Annotated in this window: 18 protein-coding genes; 12 read left to right on the top strand and 6 right to left on the bottom strand. The window is 56.6% G+C overall.

Features of this window, described 5'->3' with window-relative positions:
* Positions 1-2: 2 nt before the first annotated feature.
* On the bottom strand, positions 3-503 hold the full coding sequence (locus F6Y09_RS10415; RefSeq protein ID WP_425481833.1) for a DUF2062 domain-containing protein: 501 nt from the start codon (positions 501-503) through the stop codon (positions 3-5).
* Positions 504-616: 113 nt separating this feature from the next.
* Here F6Y09_RS10415 and F6Y09_RS10410 point away from each other — a divergent pair, with 113 nt between their 5' ends.
* From F6Y09_RS10410 to murB, 8 genes are all read left to right on the top strand, one after another.
* Positions 617-3,052 carry a ComEC/Rec2 family competence protein gene (locus F6Y09_RS10410; RefSeq protein ID WP_179959400.1) on the top strand — a complete coding sequence of 812 codons (2,436 nt, stop codon included), beginning with the start codon at positions 617-619 and terminating at the stop codon, positions 3,050-3,052.
* Positions 3,053-3,116: 64 nt separating this feature from the next.
* The gene (locus tag F6Y09_RS10405; protein WP_152206855.1) at positions 3,117-3,743 is read left to right on the top strand and encodes a MotA/TolQ/ExbB proton channel family protein; all 627 of its coding nucleotides are present in this window, start codon (positions 3,117-3,119) and stop codon (positions 3,741-3,743) included.
* Between the two features lie 5 nt (positions 3,744-3,748).
* On the top strand, positions 3,749-4,171 hold the full coding sequence (locus tag F6Y09_RS10400; protein WP_152206854.1) for an ExbD/TolR family protein: 423 nt from the start codon (positions 3,749-3,751) through the stop codon (positions 4,169-4,171).
* Complete coding sequence (gene msbA / locus F6Y09_RS10395) at positions 4,161-5,939, top strand: lipid A export permease/ATP-binding protein MsbA (RefSeq protein ID WP_152206853.1); 1,779 nt, start codon at positions 4,161-4,163, stop codon at positions 5,937-5,939. The genes F6Y09_RS10400 and msbA overlap by 11 nt, the downstream gene beginning before the upstream one ends.
* Positions 5,936-6,934 carry a tetraacyldisaccharide 4'-kinase gene (lpxK, locus tag F6Y09_RS10390; RefSeq protein WP_152206852.1) on the top strand — a complete coding sequence of 333 codons (999 nt, stop codon included), beginning with the start codon at positions 5,936-5,938 and terminating at the stop codon, positions 6,932-6,934. The genes msbA and lpxK overlap by 4 nt, the downstream gene beginning before the upstream one ends.
* Positions 6,935-6,991: 57 nt before the next feature.
* Complete coding sequence (locus F6Y09_RS10385; protein ID WP_152206851.1) at positions 6,992-7,180, top strand: Trm112 family protein; 189 nt, start codon at positions 6,992-6,994, stop codon at positions 7,178-7,180.
* Between the two features lie 34 nt (positions 7,181-7,214).
* Positions 7,215-7,979 (top strand): 3-deoxy-manno-octulosonate cytidylyltransferase, encoded by a 765-nt coding sequence (kdsB, locus tag F6Y09_RS10380; RefSeq protein WP_152206850.1) that lies wholly within the window; start codon positions 7,215-7,217, stop codon positions 7,977-7,979.
* A 24-nt stretch (positions 7,980-8,003) separates the two neighbouring features.
* Positions 8,004-9,035 (top strand): UDP-N-acetylmuramate dehydrogenase, encoded by a 1,032-nt coding sequence (gene murB, locus F6Y09_RS10375; protein WP_152207015.1) that lies wholly within the window; start codon positions 8,004-8,006, stop codon positions 9,033-9,035.
* Positions 9,036-9,122: 87 nt separating this feature from the next.
* On the opposite strand, the gene F6Y09_RS10370 is transcribed toward murB, so the two are convergent.
* A complete protein-coding gene (locus tag F6Y09_RS10370; protein WP_152206849.1) occupies positions 9,123-10,856 on the bottom strand; it encodes a proline--tRNA ligase in 1,734 nt (577 codons plus the stop codon).
* Positions 10,857-10,962: 106 nt separating this feature from the next.
* On the opposite strand from F6Y09_RS10370, the gene F6Y09_RS10365 reads away from it, so the two are divergent.
* Entirely contained in the window at positions 10,963-11,385 is a 423-nt protein-coding gene (locus F6Y09_RS10365) for a PaaI family thioesterase (protein WP_246180487.1), read from the top strand.
* A gap of 22 nt (positions 11,386-11,407) precedes the next feature.
* On the opposite strand, the gene F6Y09_RS10360 is transcribed toward F6Y09_RS10365, so the two are convergent.
* Positions 11,408-11,905 (bottom strand): Lrp/AsnC family transcriptional regulator, encoded by a 498-nt coding sequence (locus F6Y09_RS10360; RefSeq protein WP_152206847.1) that lies wholly within the window; start codon positions 11,903-11,905, stop codon positions 11,408-11,410.
* A 133-nt stretch (positions 11,906-12,038) separates the two neighbouring features.
* Here F6Y09_RS10360 and leuA point away from each other — a divergent pair, with 133 nt between their 5' ends.
* Entirely contained in the window at positions 12,039-13,742 is a 1,704-nt protein-coding gene (leuA, locus tag F6Y09_RS10355) for a 2-isopropylmalate synthase (RefSeq protein ID WP_152206846.1), read from the top strand.
* Between the two features lie 89 nt (positions 13,743-13,831).
* Here leuA and F6Y09_RS10350 read toward each other — a convergent pair whose 3' ends face one another.
* From F6Y09_RS10350 to xseA, 3 genes are all read right to left on the bottom strand, one after another.
* Positions 13,832-14,041, bottom strand: a complete 210-nt coding sequence (locus F6Y09_RS10350; protein WP_008169155.1) for a cold-shock protein — start codon at positions 14,039-14,041, stop codon at positions 13,832-13,834.
* Positions 14,042-14,334: 293 nt separating this feature from the next.
* Entirely contained in the window at positions 14,335-16,227 is a 1,893-nt protein-coding gene (locus tag F6Y09_RS10345; protein WP_281347961.1) for a propionyl-CoA synthetase, read from the bottom strand.
* A gap of 103 nt (positions 16,228-16,330) precedes the next feature.
* On the bottom strand, positions 16,331-17,713 hold the full coding sequence (xseA, locus tag F6Y09_RS10340; protein WP_152206844.1) for an exodeoxyribonuclease VII large subunit: 1,383 nt from the start codon (positions 17,711-17,713) through the stop codon (positions 16,331-16,333).
* Positions 17,714-17,867: 154 nt separating this feature from the next.
* Between xseA and guaB the strand changes: the two genes are divergently transcribed.
* Together guaB and guaA are read left to right on the top strand one after the other, a co-directional pair.
* The gene (guaB, locus tag F6Y09_RS10335; RefSeq protein WP_152206843.1) at positions 17,868-19,331 is read left to right on the top strand and encodes an IMP dehydrogenase; all 1,464 of its coding nucleotides are present in this window, start codon (positions 17,868-17,870) and stop codon (positions 19,329-19,331) included.
* Between the two features lie 67 nt (positions 19,332-19,398).
* A complete protein-coding gene (guaA, locus tag F6Y09_RS10330) occupies positions 19,399-20,976 on the top strand; it encodes a glutamine-hydrolyzing GMP synthase (RefSeq protein WP_152206842.1) in 1,578 nt (525 codons plus the stop codon).
* The last annotated feature ends 28 nt before the right edge of the window (positions 20,977-21,004 follow it).

Genomic DNA, 21,004 nt, shown 5'->3' with positions numbered 1-21,004 from the left:
GATCAGTCAATAGGGGGCCGGCGCCGGCCCCATTCGGAACGTACTTTTCGGCGCCAAAGGTATTGAATCGTCAGGTAACTTACGCAGGCCGCTACCGTTGCGATAATGATCGAGCCGAAATAGAGCGGGATGCCGATATCAACGATTCGGTTGCTGATCCAGGACCAGTTTGCCTGAAACTCAAAGGTCATGACCGGACGTCCCAGGAGCCAGGCTCCGACTTTGTAGTTGAAGTAGAATATCGGGGGCATGGTCAGGGGGTTACTGATCCAGACGAGGGCAACGGACAGTGGCAGGTTGGCGTTGAACCAGATGGCGAAGAATGCGGCAGCCACCATTTGGAAAGGCACCGGCAGGATGCCCCAGAAAATACCGATAAAAAAGGCTCTGGAAACACAATGACGGTTGATGTGCCAGAGGTTCGGCTCATGCAGGATATCGCCGAGGAAGTGGAGTGAACGGATCGCCCTTACTTTTTCCGGTGTCGGCAAATATCGCTTCATGAACTTCTTCGGCATGTCGACGGGCTGCCTGTTGTAAAGGGTGATTCAGCTGAATTGTAGGCGCTGAGTCCTGAAAATTCGTCGAGGGGCAAGGATTGCCCCGGGAGTTAATTGTGCGAGCAGGGATTGCTGCCTTTTCTTGCGGCGTCATCTTACTGTATAGCAGCGGGATTCTGCTACCTTGGCCGGAATTGATTTTCGGCTTTGTGGTGCTGATAATGTCCGCTTTGCTAATCACCCGACAGTCCGGTTTGACGCCCGCTGTCATCCTGTTGTGTGTTGGTCTCGGTTTAGCCTGGGCCAACTGGCACGCAAGCAATCGCATGCTGTCGGCGCTTCCCGCCAGTGCCGAAGGCTCGGATCTGGTGGTGGAAGGTTTTCTCTGTGACATTCCCTCCCCGGGTATATTCAACAGCGTTCGCTTCAGCTTTTGTGTCAGTCGCTGGGTCTCCTCGGTGTCTGACGCAAATACCTTGCCGGATAAGCTGAGGCTGGCGTGGTATGGCCAGGAGGCTACCCGTGAGTTGGCCCCTAATCTGCGCCTGACGGTTCGGCTCAAGCGTGCCAACGGCTCAGTCAATCCGGCTGGTTTTCGCTACGAAACCTGGCTCTATCGACACGGTTTCCGGGCAACCGGAACCTTGCGCGAAGCGTTACCCCTGAAACGAGAGCCCTGCTATCTCGTCTGCCAGTATCATCAATGGCGAAACGCCATGGCAGCGGGGTTGGAGTCAAGACTCGGCCATATAACCTATTATCCGCTTGCCGAAGCGTTACTCATCGGTCAGCGCGGCCAGATGACCCCCGCCCACTGGCAGGTACTCCAGGATACCGGCACGATTCATCTGGTGGCGATCTCCGGCTTACATATCGGTTTGATTGCGGTGGGGCTTGGTATGCTGGCGAGCCAGGTACTGGTGCGTTTGCCTCAGCATTGGTTGACACCGTCCCGCAGCAGAGCCATCGCCTTCGGCCTGGTCATCGCCGGGAGTTCCGCTTATGCCCTTGCAGCGGGCTTCACCGTTCCTACCCGGCGTGCCCTGATGATGGTTGTCATAGCAGGCTGGCTGGTTTTCCGGGCCGGGCGAACGGGACCGTGGGCAGCCTGGCTGTTAGCCGCCTTTGCTGTTCTGTTACTCGACCCGTTTGCGCCCCTTGACCGGGGTTTCTGGTTGTCATTCGGCGCAGTGGCAATACTGATTCTGGTGTTCTCCGGTCGGGTTTCGCCACCCTCTCCGGTCATTGCGTTAGTGCTGGCCCAGTGTGGGGTGTTTGCGGGGCTGTGGCCGATACTGGCGATAATGGGCCAGTCGCCAGCAGCGGTGGGTTGGCTTGCCAATCTGATAGCCATTCCCTGGGTTTCTCTGGTAGTCATGCCGGTGTTGATGATCGGTGCCTTTCTGATCGCACTGCTGCCGGAGACATCATCCTTCGTCGGCCAGGTTTTTGACGGGGTGCTCGGTATTCTCTGGTGGTTTCTTGAACTGATTGGCAGCTTGCCTGCGCCGACTCTGGCAGCCTCGTTCGGTCTAGCGTTGGCCGCTGCGGCACTGGTGCTGGTGTCATTATTGTTTCCGATACCGCGGTTGCGCCTGCTGGCCGTGGCATTATTGGCGGGTTGGCTTGGCACTTCTCTCAATCTTGGTAGTATCAATCCTGGTAGTATCAATCTCGGCAGTAACGATCCTGAAAGTAGCGATCTTGACCATGTCGAGGTCACAAACCCCTGGGTCGAGAACCCTGAACTCTGGGTTTGGGATGTCGGGCAGGGGCTGTCGGCGCTGTTTCGTCATCAGGATCAGGTGCTGCTTTACGATACCGGACCGGAAACTCCCTCCGGCTTTTCCGCAGTTAACAGCGTGGTGTTGCCAAACCTTGCTTACCTCGGGGTGCGCAAAATCGACACGCTGGTGATAAGTCATGGCGATACGGACCATGCCGGTGGCCTTGAGGAGCTGTTTGAGAATATCACCGTGACCCGAATTCTGTCCGGGCAGCCTGAGCGGTTGCTGACAGACCAACCGGGTGCGGTGCTTCCCGACATCACCCCCTGCGAGTCCGGAAAATCGCTCCTGGTGGGCGAAGCGAAAGTTCACTTATGGCAAGCGTCGTCTGCAATCGCCGCTGCTGACAGTAACGATGCGTCCTGTGTGGTGGCTATCCGCTATGGTGCAACGGAGATCCTCTTGCCAGGCGATATTTCCCGGAATGTTGAACAACGCTATATCCGGCAGGTCGGACGATACGATGCTGAATATCGAATCCTGGTCGCCTCCCATCATGGCAGTAATACATCGTCCGGGCAGGCCTGGATTGAGGCCTTGGCTGCTGATGACGTGGTTTATAGCGCAGGCTACCGACACCGGTATGGGCATCCCCACGAGAATGTCATCGCTCGCTTCAGGGCCGCCGGGACGCGGCAGCTCAATACGGCTTATTCGGGCGCCCTGGTTTTCAGGCTGGAGGGGGCGGAAGTTTCGGTCGAGGAGTGGCGGTCAAAGACGCCGTTCTGGATTCGACGTGAGGAAGATCACTGGATTGCACCCTGAGGGTGGCCAACGCCAGCGGCTATGCTAAAGTAGCGCGGCTTGTAACTAATCAGGGAGACCAAGCGTGTTCGAGCTTTTGAAAGCGGGTGGCATCATTATGGTGCCGATTGTAGCCTGTTCCATTCTTGCCCTTGCCATCATCCTGGAGCGGTTCTGGTCTCTCAGAGAGTCCAGGGTTGCACCTCAGACCTCCATCAACGAGCTCTGGCGCTGGATTAAAAAGAAAGAGCTCAACGGGCGCAAGCTCAAGGCTTTGCAGGGTTCATCGCCCATGGGCCGGATACTGGCCAGCGGGCTTATGAATGCCAAGCATGGTCGGGAGATCATGAAAGAAAGCATTGAGCACGAAGCCAGCCAGGTCATCCACGAACTGGAGCGTTTCCTGAATCCGCTGGGTACGGTTGCCACAATCACTCCGCTGCTGGGTCTGCTGGGCACGGTCATTGGTATGATCAAGGTGTTTGCTGAAATCCAGTTGGCCGGCGTTGGTGATGCCGGCAACCTGGCCGGTGGTATATCCGAAGCACTGATGACGACGGCTGCCGGCCTGAGTGTGGCAATTCCGGCGCTGATCTGTCACCGCTATTTCCTCCGCCATGTGGACGAACTGGTGGTGAATATGGAGCAGGAAGCCATCAAGCTGGTTGAAGTGGTTCACGGCGACCGCGAAATCGACGTGGAAGGAGCCTGAGTGTCGTGAAGTTCAAGCGCCAGCGAAGTCAGGAAGTCGGGGTCGATCTCACGCCACTGATCGATGTTGTGTTCCTGCTGCTTATCTTCTTCATGGTGTCAACGACGTTCACCCGTGAGAGTCACCTCAAGGTCGATCTTCCGGAAGCGAACGGTGAAGCAGCGAAAACTGAGGTCAAACAGTTAGATGTGGTGATCAACGCCGAAGGACAGTATGTGGTCAATGACAGGACACTGATCAACAACCAACGTGCCACCTTACAGCGTGCGATCGAAGAACTTGCGGCCGGTGATACCAGTCTGCCTTTCATTATCACGGCTGATGCCCGAACGCCCCACGAATATGTTGTCCGGGCGATGGATATTGCCGGCAAGCTCGGGTTCGCGAGGCTCAGCATCACCACTGAACGGATCGGCGATGAGCGTTGAAAGTGAGAAGTCCGGGTCGCCTGTTGTTGAAGAACCATCCAACTGGCAGACCTACAAGCGGCTTGTAGCCTATGTAAAACCGTTCTGGTTTGCATTCTCTCTGGCGGTATTGGGGAATATCATCTACGCCGCCGCGTCCACTGGTATGGCGGCGGCGATGGAATACGTTATAACCGCCCTGGAAAACCCGACGGATGAAAATCGCATCCAGCTGACGCTATTGATTGTCGGGGTGTTTGCCTTTCGCGGTCTGGGTACCTTCCTCAGTCAGTACTACATCAGTTATGTCGGCCGGCAGGTCATAAACGCGTTGCGCACCCAGGTGTTCGATCGCATGCTGGCGTTGCCCTCCCGCTATTTCGACGAGAATGCTGCTGGCCGTCTGGTGTCAAAACTGACCTACAACGTCGAGCAGGTTGCCGAAGCCACCACCAATGCGATTACGATCACGCTCCGGGAAGGCCTCACGATTATCGGGCTGATGGGCTTCATGCTCTATACCAACTGGAAGCTCACGCTGGTGTTTCTAGCGGTGGGCCCGCTGATAGCCCTGGTGGTGAGCTATGCCAGTAAACGTTTCCGTAAACTCAGCAAGCGTATTCAGGGTTCGATGGGGGATATCACTCACGTGGCCTCCGAGTCGATCAACGGTTACCGGGTGGTGCGGACTTTCGGTGGCGAAGACTATGAGCGCCAGCGATTCGGAGACGTCAGTCAGCGTAATCTGACCCAAAGTCTCAAGCTCGCTTCCACCCAGGCCATCAGTATTCCCATTATCCAGGTGCTTGTCGCCATCGCCATCGCGGCGCTGGTCTGGACCATGCTGGCGCCGGAAATCCGGGGCAACATGAGCACCGGCGAACTGGTTGCCTTTATAACCGCTGCGACCACCATGGCAAAACCGATTCGCCAGGTCACCTCGGTCCATGCAAAAATTCAGAAAGGCGTCGCCGCGGCGCACGATGTGTTTGGCACCATGGACGAGGCACCCGAGCAGGACGACGGCCAGTACGCGCCCGAGCGAGTTAACGGGGATATCGAGCTCAGAAAGGTTTCATTCCGCTATCGGGATGAACTGGACAATGTGCTCGAAGACATTAATGTCCAGATTCCCTCGGGACAGAGTGTGGCGCTGGTTGGGCGCTCCGGTAGCGGAAAATCTACCATGGTCAGCCTGCTGCCGCGTTTCTATGATTACTCCGGGGGCGAAATCCTGATCGACGGCCACGAGCTCAAGGATTTCCGATTGACTGCCCTGCGTGCCCAGATAGCTCTGGTTACTCAGAACGTTGTGCTGTTCAATGACACCATTGCCGCTAACATAGGTTATGGCTCGCTGCGCGATAGCAGCCGTGACGATATCCGCGCAGCCGCAGCCAAAGCCCATGCGCTGGAATTTATTGACCGCATGCCGGACGGGCTGGATACCATGATCGGTGATAATGGCGTGATGCTCTCCGGTGGTCAGCGGCAACGGCTGGCCATAGCGCGGGCCCTGTTGAAAGACGCACCCATACTGATCCTCGACGAAGCCACCTCGGCCCTCGATACCGAATCCGAACGCCATATCCAGGCGGCTCTGGATGCGGTCATGGAAGGCAGGACCACACTGGTGATCGCCCACCGGCTTTCCACCATCGAAAAGGCCGATCGCATTCTGGTGATGGATGCGGGCCGGATTATAGAGTCCGGTCGCCACGCCGAGCTGTTGGCTGAAGGCGGCGTCTATGCGCAGCTCCATCAGATGCAATTCAGCGAGACCGGATGAACCGCCGTGTTGACCGATGGTGGTACGGCGCAAGTCGGCCGCTCTGGATACTCTGGCCCCTGGCGTGGCTGTATCGTTATGTAGCGGAGCGTCGCAAACACAAGGCGCTTGCGACTCGGGCCACCGGCGCAGCGTTTGCGGCACCGGTTATCGTTGTCGGCAACATCACCGCCGGTGGTACCGGCAAATCACCCCTGACAGCCTGGCTGGTAGAAACCCTCCGGAATGAAGGCTGGCGCCCGGTGATCCTGACCCGTGGCTACGGTGGCCGGGCGGAACACTACCCGGTAGAGGTTATCAATGGCATGTCGGCGAATGTCGCCGGGGACGAGCCTGTCATGCTTGCCTCAATGACCGGTTGCCCGGTAGTGGTTGACCCGAAGCGGGTCCGGGGAGCGGCGTGGGCCATCGAACAGCAACTCGGTGACATCCTGGTGTGTGATGATGGCCTGCAGCATTATCAGTTGCCACGCCAGCTCGAAATTGCGGTGTTTGATGGCGAACGCGGCGTCGGCAACGGCGCACCGATTCCGGTGGGCCCGATGAGGGAGCCGGTTTCCCGGCTGGCGACAGTAGACTTTGTGGTATTCAACGGCGAACCCAAAACTCCGCTGGCCATTACTCATCCGAATCTCTATGTCATGAACCTGCAGCCTCGGGCGTTACGACATTTGGGTTCCGGTGAAATCCGGGAGCTCAGCTGGCTTTCAGGCAAGCAGGTCAAAGCGGTTGCTGGCATTGGCAACCCATCACGTTTTTTCAATACATTGAATGAATTGGGTGCGATAGTTCAGGGCAATTCTTTTCCGGACCACTATCAGTTCAGGCGGGATGACCTCCAGGTAGAGGAGGGTCAGCTCCTGGTCATGACGGCAAAAGATGCGGTGAAATGCCAGGCCTTCGCTCATGATCGGTGCTGGGTACTGGAGGTAGCAGCAACCCTGCCGCAGTCATTCCGTGAAGCATTGCTCCTCGCCGTGAAAAGCATAAACTGAGACAACGTTGCATGGGGACATGCAGGTATCATGGATTAAATACAGCGAGACCGGACCATGGATAAAAAACTGGTAGCCATGCTGGCATGCCCTGTTTGCAAGGGTGAGCTCAAGCTGGACCGAGAAAGACAGGAACTTATCTGCTATGGCGATGCCATGGCGTTCCCGATCAAAGAGGGCATTCCAGTGATGCTGGCTGTGGAAGCCCGCACCCTGACTACCGATGAGCGACTTGGCCCGCGCTGAGTTTTGTTTCCAGATAGCACAGCAGGAATCTTTCATGTCTTTCACGGTGGTAATCCCCGCCCGCTATGCCTCAACCCGATTGCCAGGCAAGCCGCTGGCGGACATCGGTGGCAAGCCCATGATTCAGCATGTCTGCGAACGGGCGGCAGAAAGCCGGGCAGAGCGGGTGGTCGTCGCGACCGACGACGATCGCATTCGTTCAGCCTGCGAAGCATTCGGCGCAGAAGTGGTGATGACTTCGGCCTCTCACGCCAGCGGTACGGATCGGCTTGAGGAAGTGGCCCGAAAGCTGGGTTTTGAGGCGGACGCGAGAATCATTAACGTGCAAGGCGACGAGCCGTTGATACCGGCCGCCCTGATCAACCAGGTAGCTGACAACCTGGAGCGCTATCCTGATGCTGCTATCGCGACCCTGTGTGAACAGATCTTTGATATTGACTCTGTGCTGAACCCCAATGTCGTCAAGGTGGTATTCGATTACCGTGGTATGGCCCATTACTTCAGCCGGGCGCCGATTCCCTGGGCCCGCGATGCCTGGGCCGGAGGAGCGGTTCCGGAAGAACTGCCCGCAGGGGCCGAGTATTTCCGGCATATCGGGATTTATGGATACCGGGTGGGTCTGTTGCAGGATTTCGTGACCTGGCCACCGGCGCCGACAGAGCAGGTTGAGTCTCTGGAACAGTTAAGGGCCCTGTATAACGGTGCCAGGATTCATGTGGACGTTGCTTGTGAGAATCCGCCAGCGGGCGTGGATACCGAAGCTGATCTTGTCCGTCTAATTGCACACATGGGATTTTGATCGTGATCCGGAGCAAGCATTTTGATTGATCCGCCGACCAATCTCAGGGCAAAGATCGCGCTGACGTCAATGACCACTCTGCGGTGTCCGGCGACGGCCCGGTTTTTTGTCGACGTGACGCAAGAGCAGGACTTGGTCAGGGCATTGGACTGGGCTGCTGAGCAAGGTCTGGGTACTCTGATTCTTGGCGGCGGGAGTAATCTTGTGCTGGCGGGCGATGTTGACGGTCTGGTGATACGGCTGGCAATCCCGGGGCGCCAGTGGGAAGACGTTTCCGAAGAGGGCGCAACGCTGGTTCTGGGGGCTGGGGAAAACTGGCATGAGGTGGTGCTTTATGCCGCCGGTTCCGGCTATCGGGGTATTGAAAACCTGGCCTTGATACCGGGAACCTGTGGTGCAGCACCAGTGCAGAATATAGGCGCTTACGGGGTGGAGCTCAAAGATACCCTGGTGAGTGTCAACGCCTGGGATTGCGAGGGGCGACAAATGGTCACACTCGAGAGCGAGGCGTGCCAATTCGCCTACCGGGACAGTGTGTTCAAGCGCGAGCCCGGCCGCTATCTCATCGTACAGGTAAAGTTACGCCTGTCCCGCACCCGGCCGCTGTCCCTGGGCTACGGCGATGTGGTGCATTATTTTTCCAATGTCCCCGACAAGGCTGCTTTGACGCCGCTGGATGTGGCGGAAGGTATAATGGCGGTGCGCCGGAGAAAACTGCCGGACCCGGAGCAGATTCCCAACGCAGGCAGTTTCTTCAAGAATCCCGTGGTTTCCCAGGCTACGTGGGAGCAATTGAAGTCAACGTTTCCCGATATTGCTTCCTACCCCGGTGACACTGGCGTCAAGCTGGCGGCAGGCTGGTTAATCGATCAATGCGGCTGGAAGGGCTATCGCAACGATAAAGTCGGTGTGCATAACCATCAAGCGCTGGTGTTGATTAACCACTCCAACGGCACGGGCAAGGAAATTCTGGCGTTGGCAGAACGTATCAGGGCTGACGTTGCCGACGTTTACGGTGTTGAGCTCGAGATCGAGCCTCGTATTGTTTCCGGTTAGTCCGCCAATGGGTTAATAAAGGCCCGGAGGCATCTGAAATGCGTTTCTCAGACTACCTCCAGCCTCAGGCCGGGTCCGTTGGCAGGTTTAGTGATCGCGCCGGGGAGAGGCATTAACAAGAAAGGGAACAACCTCCGCCAGAGGCAAATCCTGCTTGTCGGCATCCTTGCGGCCCTTGTATTCCAGGGTGCCGGCCGCAACGCCCCGGTCGGATACCACGACCCGGTGGGGAATGCCCACCAGCTCCATATCCGCAAACTTTACGCCCGGCCTTTCGTTACGATCATCCAGCAACACATCGAAGCCGGCCTGGGTGAGTTCGGCGTAAAGTTTCTCCCCGGCTGCCATGACATCCGGAGATTTGTGGGCATTCAGGGTGACCACCACCACATCGAAGGGTGCAATTGCATCGGGCCAGAGAATGCCACGATCGTCGAAATTCTGTTCGATAGCGGCCGCTACAATGCGGGACACACCGATACCGTAGCAACCCATTTCCACAATGGCGGTTTTGCCATTCTCATCGAGCACCGTTGCATTCATCGCCTTGCTGTATTTGTTCCCCAGTTTGAAGATATGACCAACTTCGATGCCGCGGCGAATCTCCAGAGTGCCGTTGCCATCGGGGCTGGGGTCACCTTCCACTACGTTTCTCAGGTCCTCAATGCGGTCCAACACAACATCTCGCTGCCAGTTCACACCGGTGAGGTGGACGTCATCCTTGTTGGCGCCACAAACGAAGTCAGCAAGGTGGGCAGCACTGCGATCGACGATCACGGGCACCGGCAGGTTAACCGGGCCGATTGATCCGGGAGAGCATCCCGTGGCCAACTTTATTTCTTCATCCGTTGCCATGGTCAGGGGTTCGGCGACCCCGGCCAGATTCTCAGCCTTGATCTCATTGAGGTTATGGTCGCCTCGCAGAATCAATGCCACCAGACCCTGGCTACCATCTTCGGCGGCCTCGCCGTGCACCAGCAGTGTTTTCACACTCTGGTTCTCAGGCATATTCAGGAACCGGGACACTGCCTCAATGGTCCGCTGTCCGGGTGTCGAAACCTCGGTCATGACCTGGGCGGGGGCAGGGCGATCACCTGCGGGTACTACGGCCTCCGCTTTCTCGATATTTGCGGCGTATTCGCTGTCGGTACTGAACACAATGGCGTCTTCGCCGGAGGACGCCAGCACGTGAAATTCATGGGAGGCATTGCCACCTATAGCACCGGAATCTGCCTGCACCGGTCGGTAATCGAGCCCGAGGCGATCAAAAATAGCACAATAGGTCCGGTGCATGACCTGATAGGTTTCATCAAGAGATGCTGCACTCAGGTGAAAGGAGTAGGCATCTTTCATCAGAAATTCCCGGGCGCGCATTATGCCAAAGCGTGGCCTGCGCTCGTCCCGGAATTTGGTCTGGATCTGGTAGAAGTTTGCAGGCAGCTCTTTATAGCTTTTCAGCTCATTACGCACCATGTCGGTGATGACTTCCTCATGTGTGGGGCCGAAGCAGAAGTCACGTCCGTGACGGTCCTGCATCCGCAAAAGCTCGCCACCATACTGTTCCCAACGCCCGGATTCCTGCCACAACTCCGCAGGCTGGACAGCCGGCATCAGCACTTCCTGGGCGCCGCTGCGGTCCATTTCTTCGCGGACTATGCGTTCAACCTTGCGCAACACTCGCAGGCCCAGCGGCAGCCATGTGTAGAGACCCGACGCAAGTTTGCGAATCATACCGGCTCTCAGCATTAACTGATGGCTGATAATCTCGGCGTCGGCGGGCGTTTCTTTTTGGGTGGCAATCAAGTAACGGCTTGCTCGCATGGTGTTTTCCGTGAAAAGTGATTCAGGGTTTATTTGTCAGAGTCTGGCAGTTATTGTACGGAGCCTGCCACACAAGGTACAGATCGATGGAGCGGCCCCTGTGAGTTTGACTGCTGAAGAGATTCAGACCCTGATCTGCGCTGGCGTGCCGATGGCCAAAGACATCGGTTTTACAATTCAGGCGGCAGGTTCGGGTTACGCGCGGGCCAAAGTTCCTTTTAACCAACGGATGGTGCGTCCGGGCGGCACCCTTTCCGGCCCAACCCAGATGGCACTGGCCGACGCCGCGATGTATGCGGCCATACTGGCGACGCTGGGAAAAGTGGAGATGGCGGTGACCAGCAACCTGTCCATCAATTTTCTGCAAAAACCCGAACCCATGGATCTCGTTGCCGAAGCCACGGTGCTGAAAATGGGTCGCCGGCTGGCCTTCTGCGAAGTTCGACTGCTCTCTGGCGAGCCGGGGGAGGAGTTACTTGTCGCCCATGTGACCGGAAGCTACGCCTTGCCGGGACGGCCGAAAGCCTGAGCCGGGTACCAGGACAGCGGGTTCACGTTAGATAGTTGAGCGGCAATGCCGTACTGTCGATAACCCGTCGGAGTACAAAGCTGGAATGCACCCCGCTCACGCCCTGAATACGGGTGATCCGGTTGAGTAAAAAGTGATGGTAATGGTCCATGTCAGGCACCACGACCTTGAGCATGTAATCGGCGTCCTGGCCGGTAATGATGTAGCACTCCTGCACTTCAGGAAATTCCGACACCTGTGATTCGAAGGCCGCAAAGCGCTCCGGTGTGTGGCGATCCATACCAATCAGCAGGATTGCGGTCAGTGCCAGCCCGAGTTTCTTATGGTCCAGTATGGTCACTCGCCGGACAATAATCCCCGCCTGCTCAAGGGCCCTGACCCGTCGTAAGCAGGGCGACGGGGAGAGTCCGACCTTATCGGCAACTTCCTGGTTCGTGAGTTCCGCATTCTGCTGCAGTAATTCCAGAATATTTCGGTCAATTCGATCCAGCTTGATCAGGGAATCCGGTTTTTTAGCCATTTAATGCTCAATTCTGGTTAGGAGATGGTGTAATATTCTAAAAATATAGAAAAAGCCCTTAAAAAAGCAATCATTATCTCGACTGCGTGGCGTAACCTGTATCAAGTCAATGAATCAGTTAAGGATAGCAACCATGGCGTTTGATCATCGTAAGTACGTCCCGTTCACACCTGTTGCAAAAACCGATCGCCGCTGGCCGGATCGTGTTATCGAGCGCGCGCCCCGGTTGTGTGCGGTAGATCTCAGGGATGGCAATCAGGCCCTGGTCAAACCCATGAGCGTGGCCCAGAAGCAACGCATGTTCGAGCTGCTGGTCAAACTCGGATTCAAGGAAATCGAAATCGGTTTCCCTGCTGCCAGCCAGCCCGATTTCGACTTCTGTCGTAAGCTGATCGAAGAAAACCGTATTCCTGACGACGTCCACATCCAGGTGCTCACCCAGGCCCGGCCTGAACTGATCGAGCGTACTTACCTGGCATTGGAGGGCGCGAAGCGGGCCATTGTTCACGTTTACAATTCCACTTCAACCGTGCAGCGGGAGCAGGTATTCAATCTTGACCGTGCAGGCATCAGGGATATCGCAGTGGATGGTGCCCGGATTGTTAAGGCACATGCGGCAAAACGGCCAGAAACCGAGTGGACGTTCCAGTATTCGCCAGAGAGCTTTACCGGAACCGAACTGGATTTTGCCGCAGAAGTTATTGATGCGGTCAATGATGTATGGCGTCCGGATCAGGGCCAGCCGGTAGTGATCAATCTTCCTGCGACCGTTGAGATGGCAACACCCAACGTGTTTGCTGATCAGATCGAGTGGATCTGCGACCACGTGAAATATCGCCAACACATCAGCATCAGCGTGCATACCCACAACGATCGAGGCTGTGCTGTGGCAGCGGCTGAGCTGGCCGTTATGGCGGGCGCTGATCGGGTGGAAGGCACTCTTATGGGGAATGGTGAGCGCACCGGCAACATGGATCTGGTCACCATGGCGATGAACCTTTATTCCCAGGGTATTGATCCGCTGCTGGATCTTTCCGGCATGGCCGAGATTACAGATGTAGTCGAGGCTTGCACTGAAATTGCCACCCATCCCCGCCACCCCTATGCCGGTGAACTGGTCTTTACGGCCTTTTCCGGCAGCCACCAGGATGCCATCCGCAAGTGCCTCGCATTGCGTGAGGATTCCGATCCCTGGCATGTGGCTTACTTGCCGATCGACCCGAAAGATCTGGGTCGGCGTTACGAAGAGGTGGTCAGGATCAATAGCCAGTCTGGCAAAGGGGGTGTGGCTTACGTACTGGAACGTGATTACAACATCAGTCTGCCACGCTGGCTGCAGATTGAATTCAGCAAGGTGGTCCAGCGTGAAGCTGAAGCCGAAGGTGGCGAAATCGATTCGCTGACCATTCACCGACTGTTTGAAGACCGCTACCTGAAGGTTCACGCGCCCTGGCAGCTTAATGCCTATGATTTGCACCGGGACACTGACGGCGTCCAGGCCAGGGTGAGCTTTGGTACTGGTGCTCTGGAACAGACGCTTTCTGGCCGAGGGCTGGGTGCCGTAGAGGCTCTGGCTGCCGCATTGGAAAAGCGGTTTTCTATCAAGCTTGCGGTTGAGGCCTACGACGAGTTTGCGTTGGGTGAGGGCACCGATGCCAATGCGCTGGCCTGTATCCGTCTGCTGGTCGACGGGGAGGTGTGCAGTGCGGCAGCTCTCGCTGAGGACACCACATCGGGAACCTTGCAGGCGTTACTGTCGGCAGTGGCCCAGAAGGTGGGCGATACAGTGGTCGGTAACGATCATGCGCCCGTTGAAGATGAAGCGACGATCAAATAAAACAGAACGATACAAAAAGCCAGCCCTTGTGGCTGGCTGGCTTTTTGTTGTCCAATGCCCGTGAGGGGCAATGGCCGGAATTCATAACCTCAGACCGGGGTTACGTTTTCCGCCTGGGGACCTTTCGGGCCCTGGGTAACGGTGAACTGCACTTGCTGACCTTCTGTCAGCGTGCGGAACCCGCTTGCGTTGATTGCACTGTAGTGAACGAAAACGTCACTGCCGCCGTCCTGAGCGATGAAACCAAAGCCCTTGGACTCATTGAACCACTTGACGTGGCCGGTTTTAGTATCAGACATTGATTTTTCCTGTAGTTCCGAAATTTTTGCCCTCACGGGACCTTCGATTGCTTTGGACAAACAACACCGAAGCAACGCTTGCTGAGAAATCGAGAGGAGTACCAAGGAAGGGGCAACGAAAAGCACAAGAGCAGGACGTTGTGACACTTTCACTGAATACCGTTATCTTTTCACAGCAATTTCAGTATAGACGGTGTCACCAGCCCGTCAAAGTTTATTTTGGCCTGTAGGTTTATGGTTTAAAACGATTTTTATTATTACGGGCTGCCGGATATCACGGCAGCCCGGTCCGGTTAGCGTTTCAAGTGCTGATCGATCTCCTCCAGAATGGCGGGGTCATCAATGGTGGAAGGCACGGAATATTCCTCGCCATCGGCAATCTGACGGATAACTCGCCTCAGTATTTTTCCGGAGCGGGTTTTGGGTAGTCGCTCTACCACTATCGCTCTGCGGAAGCAGGCCACCGCCCCGATACGATCTCGTACCATTTCTACCAGTTCTTCTTCGAGTTCATCCTGGGATATGGTCGCACCATCCTTGACCAGTACCAGCCCGATGGGAATCTGCCCCTTGAGCTCGTCGTGGGCCCCGACCACGCAGCATTCAGCCACGGCCGGATGAGCCGCAACAACTTCTTCCATTTCACCGGTTGAGAGTCGGTGCCCGGCCACGTTGATGACGTCATCGGTGCGACCCATGATGAAGACGTAGCCTTCTTCGTCAATATAACCGCCATCACCGGAACTGTAATACCCGGGAATGGGTTCCAGATAGGTTTTGCAGAACCGGGCATCGTCACCCCAGACGGTGGTCAGGCATCCGGGGGGAAGCGGTAGCTTGACCACGACCTGGCCCTGGTCCCCGGTGGGAACGGGGCGACCCTGATGGTTGACGATTTTCACATTGAAGCCCGGTGTGGGCATGGTGGCTGAGCCGGGCTTGGCTGGCAGCGATTCGATCCCTACCGGGTTACAGCAAATTGCCCAACCGGTCTCTGTCTGCCACCAGTGATCCATGATCGGCAGTCCAGTGTGCTCATGGAGCCAGTCGTAGGTCGGCGGATCCAACCGTTCCCCGGCCAGAAAAATACGGCGCAGTGAGCTGACATCGTAGCGTTTGAGCTGATCTGCTTCAGGGTCTTCCTTGCGAACGGCGCGAAAGGCGGTGGGTGCGGTAAACAACAGGTTAACCTTGTGGTCCTGGCAAACCCGCCAGAAAGCGCCGGCATCGGGAGTTTTAACCGGTTTTCCCTCATAGAGAATGCTGGTGCAACCGGCAAACAGTGGTGCATAGACAATATAACTGTGTCCAACCACCCAGCCCACATCAGACGCCGCCCAGTAAACATCACCGGGGGCAGCGCCGTACACGAGGGACATGCTGTATTTCAGTGCAACAGCATGTCCACCGTTGTCTCTGACTACACCTTTTGGTTTACCGGTGGTGCCGGAGGTGTAAAGAATATAGAGCGGATCTGTGGATTTAAGGGGTACCGGGTCAGCAGGGCTGGCACTGGCAAGCAATTCTTCCCAGTCGAAATCTCGCCCGGGGGTCATTTCGGCCTGCACCTGTGGCCGCTGCAGCAAAATGCAGCATTCAGGCTTGTGCTCGGCTTCTTCCAGGGCCCTGTCGACCAATGGTTTGTAGGGAATGACCTTTTTCACCTCGATCCCGCAGGATGCCGTAACAATCGCTTTCGGCTTGGCGTCGTCAACGCGCACCGCCAGTTCGTGAGCGGCAAACCCACCAAATACCACTGAATGCACCGCACCAATCCTGGCGCAGCCGAGCATGGCGATAACGGCTTCCGGAACCATGGGCATATAAATGACAACCCGGTCACCTTTTTCGATGCCCCGGCTCTGCAGGGCACCCGCGAAAAGAGCGACCTGGTGGGTGAGTTCTTTGTAGGTCAGGAACCGGGTTTGGCCGGTGACAGGGGAATCATAGATCAGAGCTTTCTGATCGCCCCGCCCAGCCCGGAGATTGGCATCGAGGGCAACATCGGAGGTGTTCAGAACGCCATCAGGGAACCATTCCCCATGGCCGTTTTTCTTGGCTTCCCAGATAACAGAGGGCGGCTTGATCCAGTCCAGCTGAGCGGCCTGTTCGCGCCAGAAATCCTCGGGTTCATTTATCGATCTTTCAAATTCAGAGTGATACCCCATTTGCTCCACCTCCCTCAGGGATGCATTTTTATCGTTATTATTTATTAATATCCTCCGACTTTAGGCACTTTAAAAATGAGGGGTACTAGACCATAGGCTAACGAAAAGCAGGCTGTACGGTTTAGTCGGAGCCTCTAATCGGGGCGAGGTCAGGGGAGCCGGAGTGAATGCGCGTGACAGTGGCCTCTACAGAGCCTCGGGCGAGTTGAGCGGTCAGGGTATCGCCAGGTTTCAGTTCGGCTGCATTTCTGATCACCGACTGGCTCGCTGTCTGGACGATGGCGTAGCCGCGATCGAGGGTTGCCAGCGGGCTAACAACGTTGAGGGACTGGCTGATATGGCTCAGTCGTTCAGATTTATGGGCAAGCAGCCGCTTCATGCTGCTATGAAGTTGCTCCGATACCTGGCCAAGCCGGGTTTGATTGAGGCCAAGCTGGCGCGCCGGGGACTGCATCGCAAGCCGATTGCCAAGGTGCTCCAGCTGCGTTTGTTCACGGCTCAGGCGGCTTCGGATAACGGCTATCAGGCGGCTGTCGAGCTCGTCAAGGCGCTGAGCTTTTTCCATCAGTTCCCGGCGGGGGTCCCGCAACCTGGCGCCGAGGTGGCCCAGTTGATTGCCCAGCCGTCTGAGCGTCGTTTGCAGGGACTGCACCAGGCGCGCTTGCTGGCCCTCCAGATGCCGGAGCCAGTCATGCTGGTCCGGCGACAGTTTTTCCGCGGCGGCTGACGGTGTCGGTGCTCTCAAATCTGCCACAAAGTCCGCTATCGTAAAATCCACTTCGTGTCCGACCGCGCTGACGGTGGGCAAAGGGCAGCTGGCGATAGCGCGGGCTACAGACTCGTCGTTAAAGCACCAGAGGTCTTCCAGTGAACCACCGCCACGGCCAATGATCAGCACGTCAGCCCGGCCATGGCGTTCGGCCCGGTGGATGGCGGCGACAATCTCTGTCGCTGCGGATGCGCCCTGAACCACCGTGGGATAAACGGTTACCGGTATCGAGGGGAAGCGCCGGGCCAGCACCGTGAGAATATCGTGGATGGCAGCCCCGGTGGGCGAGGTGACCACACCGATATGACGGGGCACGGCCGGGACAGGTTTCTTTCGGGCCGCATCAAACAGTCCCTCGGTCTGAAGCTTGAATTTGAGTTCCTCGAACGCCTGTTGCAGCGCGCCTAGGCCCGCCGGCTCCATGTGCTCCACAATGATCTGATAGTCGCCACGATTTTCATACAGGCTGACCTTGCCACGGATCCGTACCTGATCGCCTTCTTTCGGGATTTCCCGAATACGTTGGTTAAAACCCTTGAACATGGCACAGCGTACCTGGCATTTGGCGTCCTTCAGGGTGAAGTACCAATGCCCGGAACCCGGCCGTGAAAAGCTGGAAAGCTCACCAACTACCCAGGCCTGAAGAAAACTGACCTCCAATAAATGACGAACCTGATGATTGAGTTCGCTAACAGTCAGAGCGCCAGGGCGGATTGAATTAACAGGTATATCCATAAAATATAGGGGATTTCCGAAAAGACTTATGGGTCAAAAATAGCGAAAATTCAAAAAGATGCAACAGTCTTTTCAAACAGTGCCGGTTTACTGTGAACCGCCACGGATTTATAATAGACCGATTAAACTTAGCATGTTCAAAAGGCGGGTCCCAATGTTGCGTATTGCCGAAGAAGCCCTCACATTTGATGACGTCCTGCTCATCCCGGGATATTCAGAAGTTCTGCCACATCAGGTTGACCTTAAAACCCAGTTGACCAAAGGTATTGCACTGAATATCCCGCTAATTTCGGCCGCAATGGACACTGTCACCGAAGCAGAGCTGGCGATTGCGATGGCGCAGGAAGGCGGCATCGGCATAATGCACAAGAATATGAGCCCTGAGCAACAGGCAGCGGCGGTTCGTAAGGTTAAAAAGTACGAGAGTGGTGTGGTTAAGGACCCGATCACTGTGTCACCTGGCACTACGGTTCGCGAATTGCTCGATATCACCACCGCCAATAACATTTCAGGGTTGCCCGTGGTGGATGGTCGCGATCTGGTCGGTATCGTCACCGGCCGGGATATACGTTTCGAAAGCCGGCTCGATACCCGTGTCTCCGACATCATGACGCCAAAGGACAAGCTCGTTACAGCACCTGAAGGCGCTGATCTCGAAGAGGTTAAAAACCTGCTTCACAAGCACCGCATCGAGAAAGTTCTGGTCGTCAACGACGAGTTTGAGCTGAAAGGTCTGATTACCGTCAAGGACATCCAGAAAGCGAAGGATTACCCGTTGGCCTGTAAGGATGAGCAGGGGCGGCTGAGGGTCGGTGCGGCGGTCGGAACCGGCGGCGATACCGAGGCCCGGATTGCCGCACTGGTCGAGGCAGGGGTCGACGTTATCGTTATCGATACTGCCCACGGCCACTCCAAAGGCGTGATTGACCGGGTTCGCTGGGTCAAGATGCGCTATCCCGATGTGCAGGTTGTCGGCGGCAATATAGCCACCGCTGAAGCTGCCATTGCACTGGCTGACGCGGGTGCTGATGCAGTCAAGGTGGGTATCGGTCCTGGTTCAATCTGCACCACCCGTATCGTTGCCGGAATCGGCATGCCCCAGATAACAGCGGTGTCCAATGTGGCCGCGGCCTTGAAAGACCGTGGCGTACCGCTGATTGCTGACGGCGGTATTCGTTTCTCCGGTGATATTGCCAAGGCCATTGCCGCTGGCGCTTACTGTGTAATGATCGGTGGCTTGCTCGCAGGTACCGACGAAGCCCCCGGTGAGGTGGAACTGTTCCAGGGCCGCAGTTACAAAGCCTACCGCGGTATGGGGTCAATTGGCGCCATGGGACAGGGGTCCAGTGACCGCTATTTCCAGGATGCCAGCAAAGGCGTTGATAAGCTGGTTCCGGAAGGCATCGAGGGCCGGGTAGCCTGTAAAGGCCCCATGCGCAATATCGTTCATCAATTGATGGGTGGTCTTCGCGCCTCCATGGGCTACACCGGCAGTGCCTCAATGGAAGAGATGCGGACCAAACCACAGTTCGCGCGAATCACCAATGCCGGCATGCGCGAAAGCCATGTCCACGACGTAACGATCACCAAAGAAGCACCGAATTATCGCGTCGGCTGATTATGCCCATACTTCCGCGCGGCTCAGGTTATGGAACCGCGCTGTTCAACTCTGACCTGAGGACCCCATGGCCCAGAACATCCATGACCACCGCATCCTGATTCTTGATTTTGGCTCCCAGTACACCCAGCTTATCGCCCGCCGGGTGCGGGAAATAGGCGTTTACTGTGAGGTCAGGGCGTTTGACATCACGGACGCTGAGCTTGACCAATTTAACCCTAAAGGTATTTTGCTCGCGGGCGGTCCGGAGTCGGTCACCCAACTGGGCGGCCCGAGGGCGCCAGAGGGTCTGTTCGACCGGGGAATTCCGGTACTGGGCATTTGCTACGGCATGCAAACCATGGCCGAACAGCTTGGCGGCAAGGTTGCCAGTTCCGAGAAGCGGGAGTTTGGCTATGCTCAGGTCAAGGTCCGGGCGGAAGGTGCGTTGCTGAACGGTATCACCGATCACCTCACCAGCCAGGGTGAGTCTCTGCTCGATGTCTGGATGAGTCATGGCGACAAGGTCGTCACCATGCCTGAAGGGTTTGAACTGCTGGCTTCGACCGAAAGCGCGCCCATCGCGGCAATGCAGGACCTCAAGCGCAAGCTCTTCGGGGTGCAGTTTCACCCGGAGGTTACCCATACCTTGCAGGGTCAGCGCATCCTCGAGCATTTCGTGTTGGATATTTGTGGCTGTGATGCGCTCTGGACCCCGGCCAAGATTGTCGACGACGCCGTGCGCCAGATCCAGGCTCAGGTGGGTTCGGAGAAGGTGCTCCTTGGATTGTCCGGGGGTGTCGACTCGTCGGTGACTGCAGCGTTGTTGCACAAAGCAATCGGCGACCAGCTCACCTGTGTGTTTGTGGATAATGGCTTGCTACGCCTGCATGAAGGTGACCAGGTCATGGATATGTTCGGCCGCAATATGGGGATCAAGGTGATCAGGGCCGATACCGAAGAGTTTTTCCTCTCGCGCCTCAAGGGTGTCAACGATCCCGAGCAGAAGCGCAAAGTCATCGGTAACAGCTTCATCGAAGTATTCGACCGCTATGCCACCGAAATCCGGGATGTGAACTGGCTGGCCCAGGGCACGATTTATCCGGATGTCATCGAGTCCGCGGCGTCCAAAACCGGTAAGGCCCATGTCATCAAGTCTCACCACAATGTCGGTGGCTTGCCGGAGAAGATGAAGCTGAAGCTGGTGGAGCCTCTGCGTGAGCTGTTCAAGGACGAGGTGCGCCGGATCGGTCTGGAGCTGGGCTTGCCTTACGATATGGTCTATCGGCATCCGTTCCCGGGTCCGGGTCTGGGCGTGCGGATTCTGGGTGAGGTAAAGAAGGAATACGCAGACATCCTGCGTCGGGCAGATGCCATTTTCCTCGAAGAGCTGCACCGGGCGGATCTTTATCACAAGACCAGTCAGGCTTTCGCGGTGTTTTTGCCGGTCAAGTCCGTAGGCGTAGTCGGCGATGCCCGACGATACGAATACGTAATTGCGATTCGGGCGGTGGAAACGGTAGATTTCATGACCGCTCGATGGGCGCGTTTACCTTACGAACTGCTGGAGACGGTATCGAACCGGATCATTAACGAGATCTCCGGCGTCTCCCGGGTAACTTACGACATCTCCTCCAAGCCACCGGCAACCATTGAGTGGGAGTGACCGGAATTGGCAGGCACTGGCTGGCATC

This window comes from Marinobacter changyiensis (assembly GCF_009193265.1).
GTDB lineage: Bacteria > Pseudomonadota > Gammaproteobacteria > Pseudomonadales > Oleiphilaceae > Marinobacter > Marinobacter changyiensis.
Note: the sequence above shows the minus strand (reverse complement) of the source record. Positions and strands in the feature narration are given on the sequence as shown.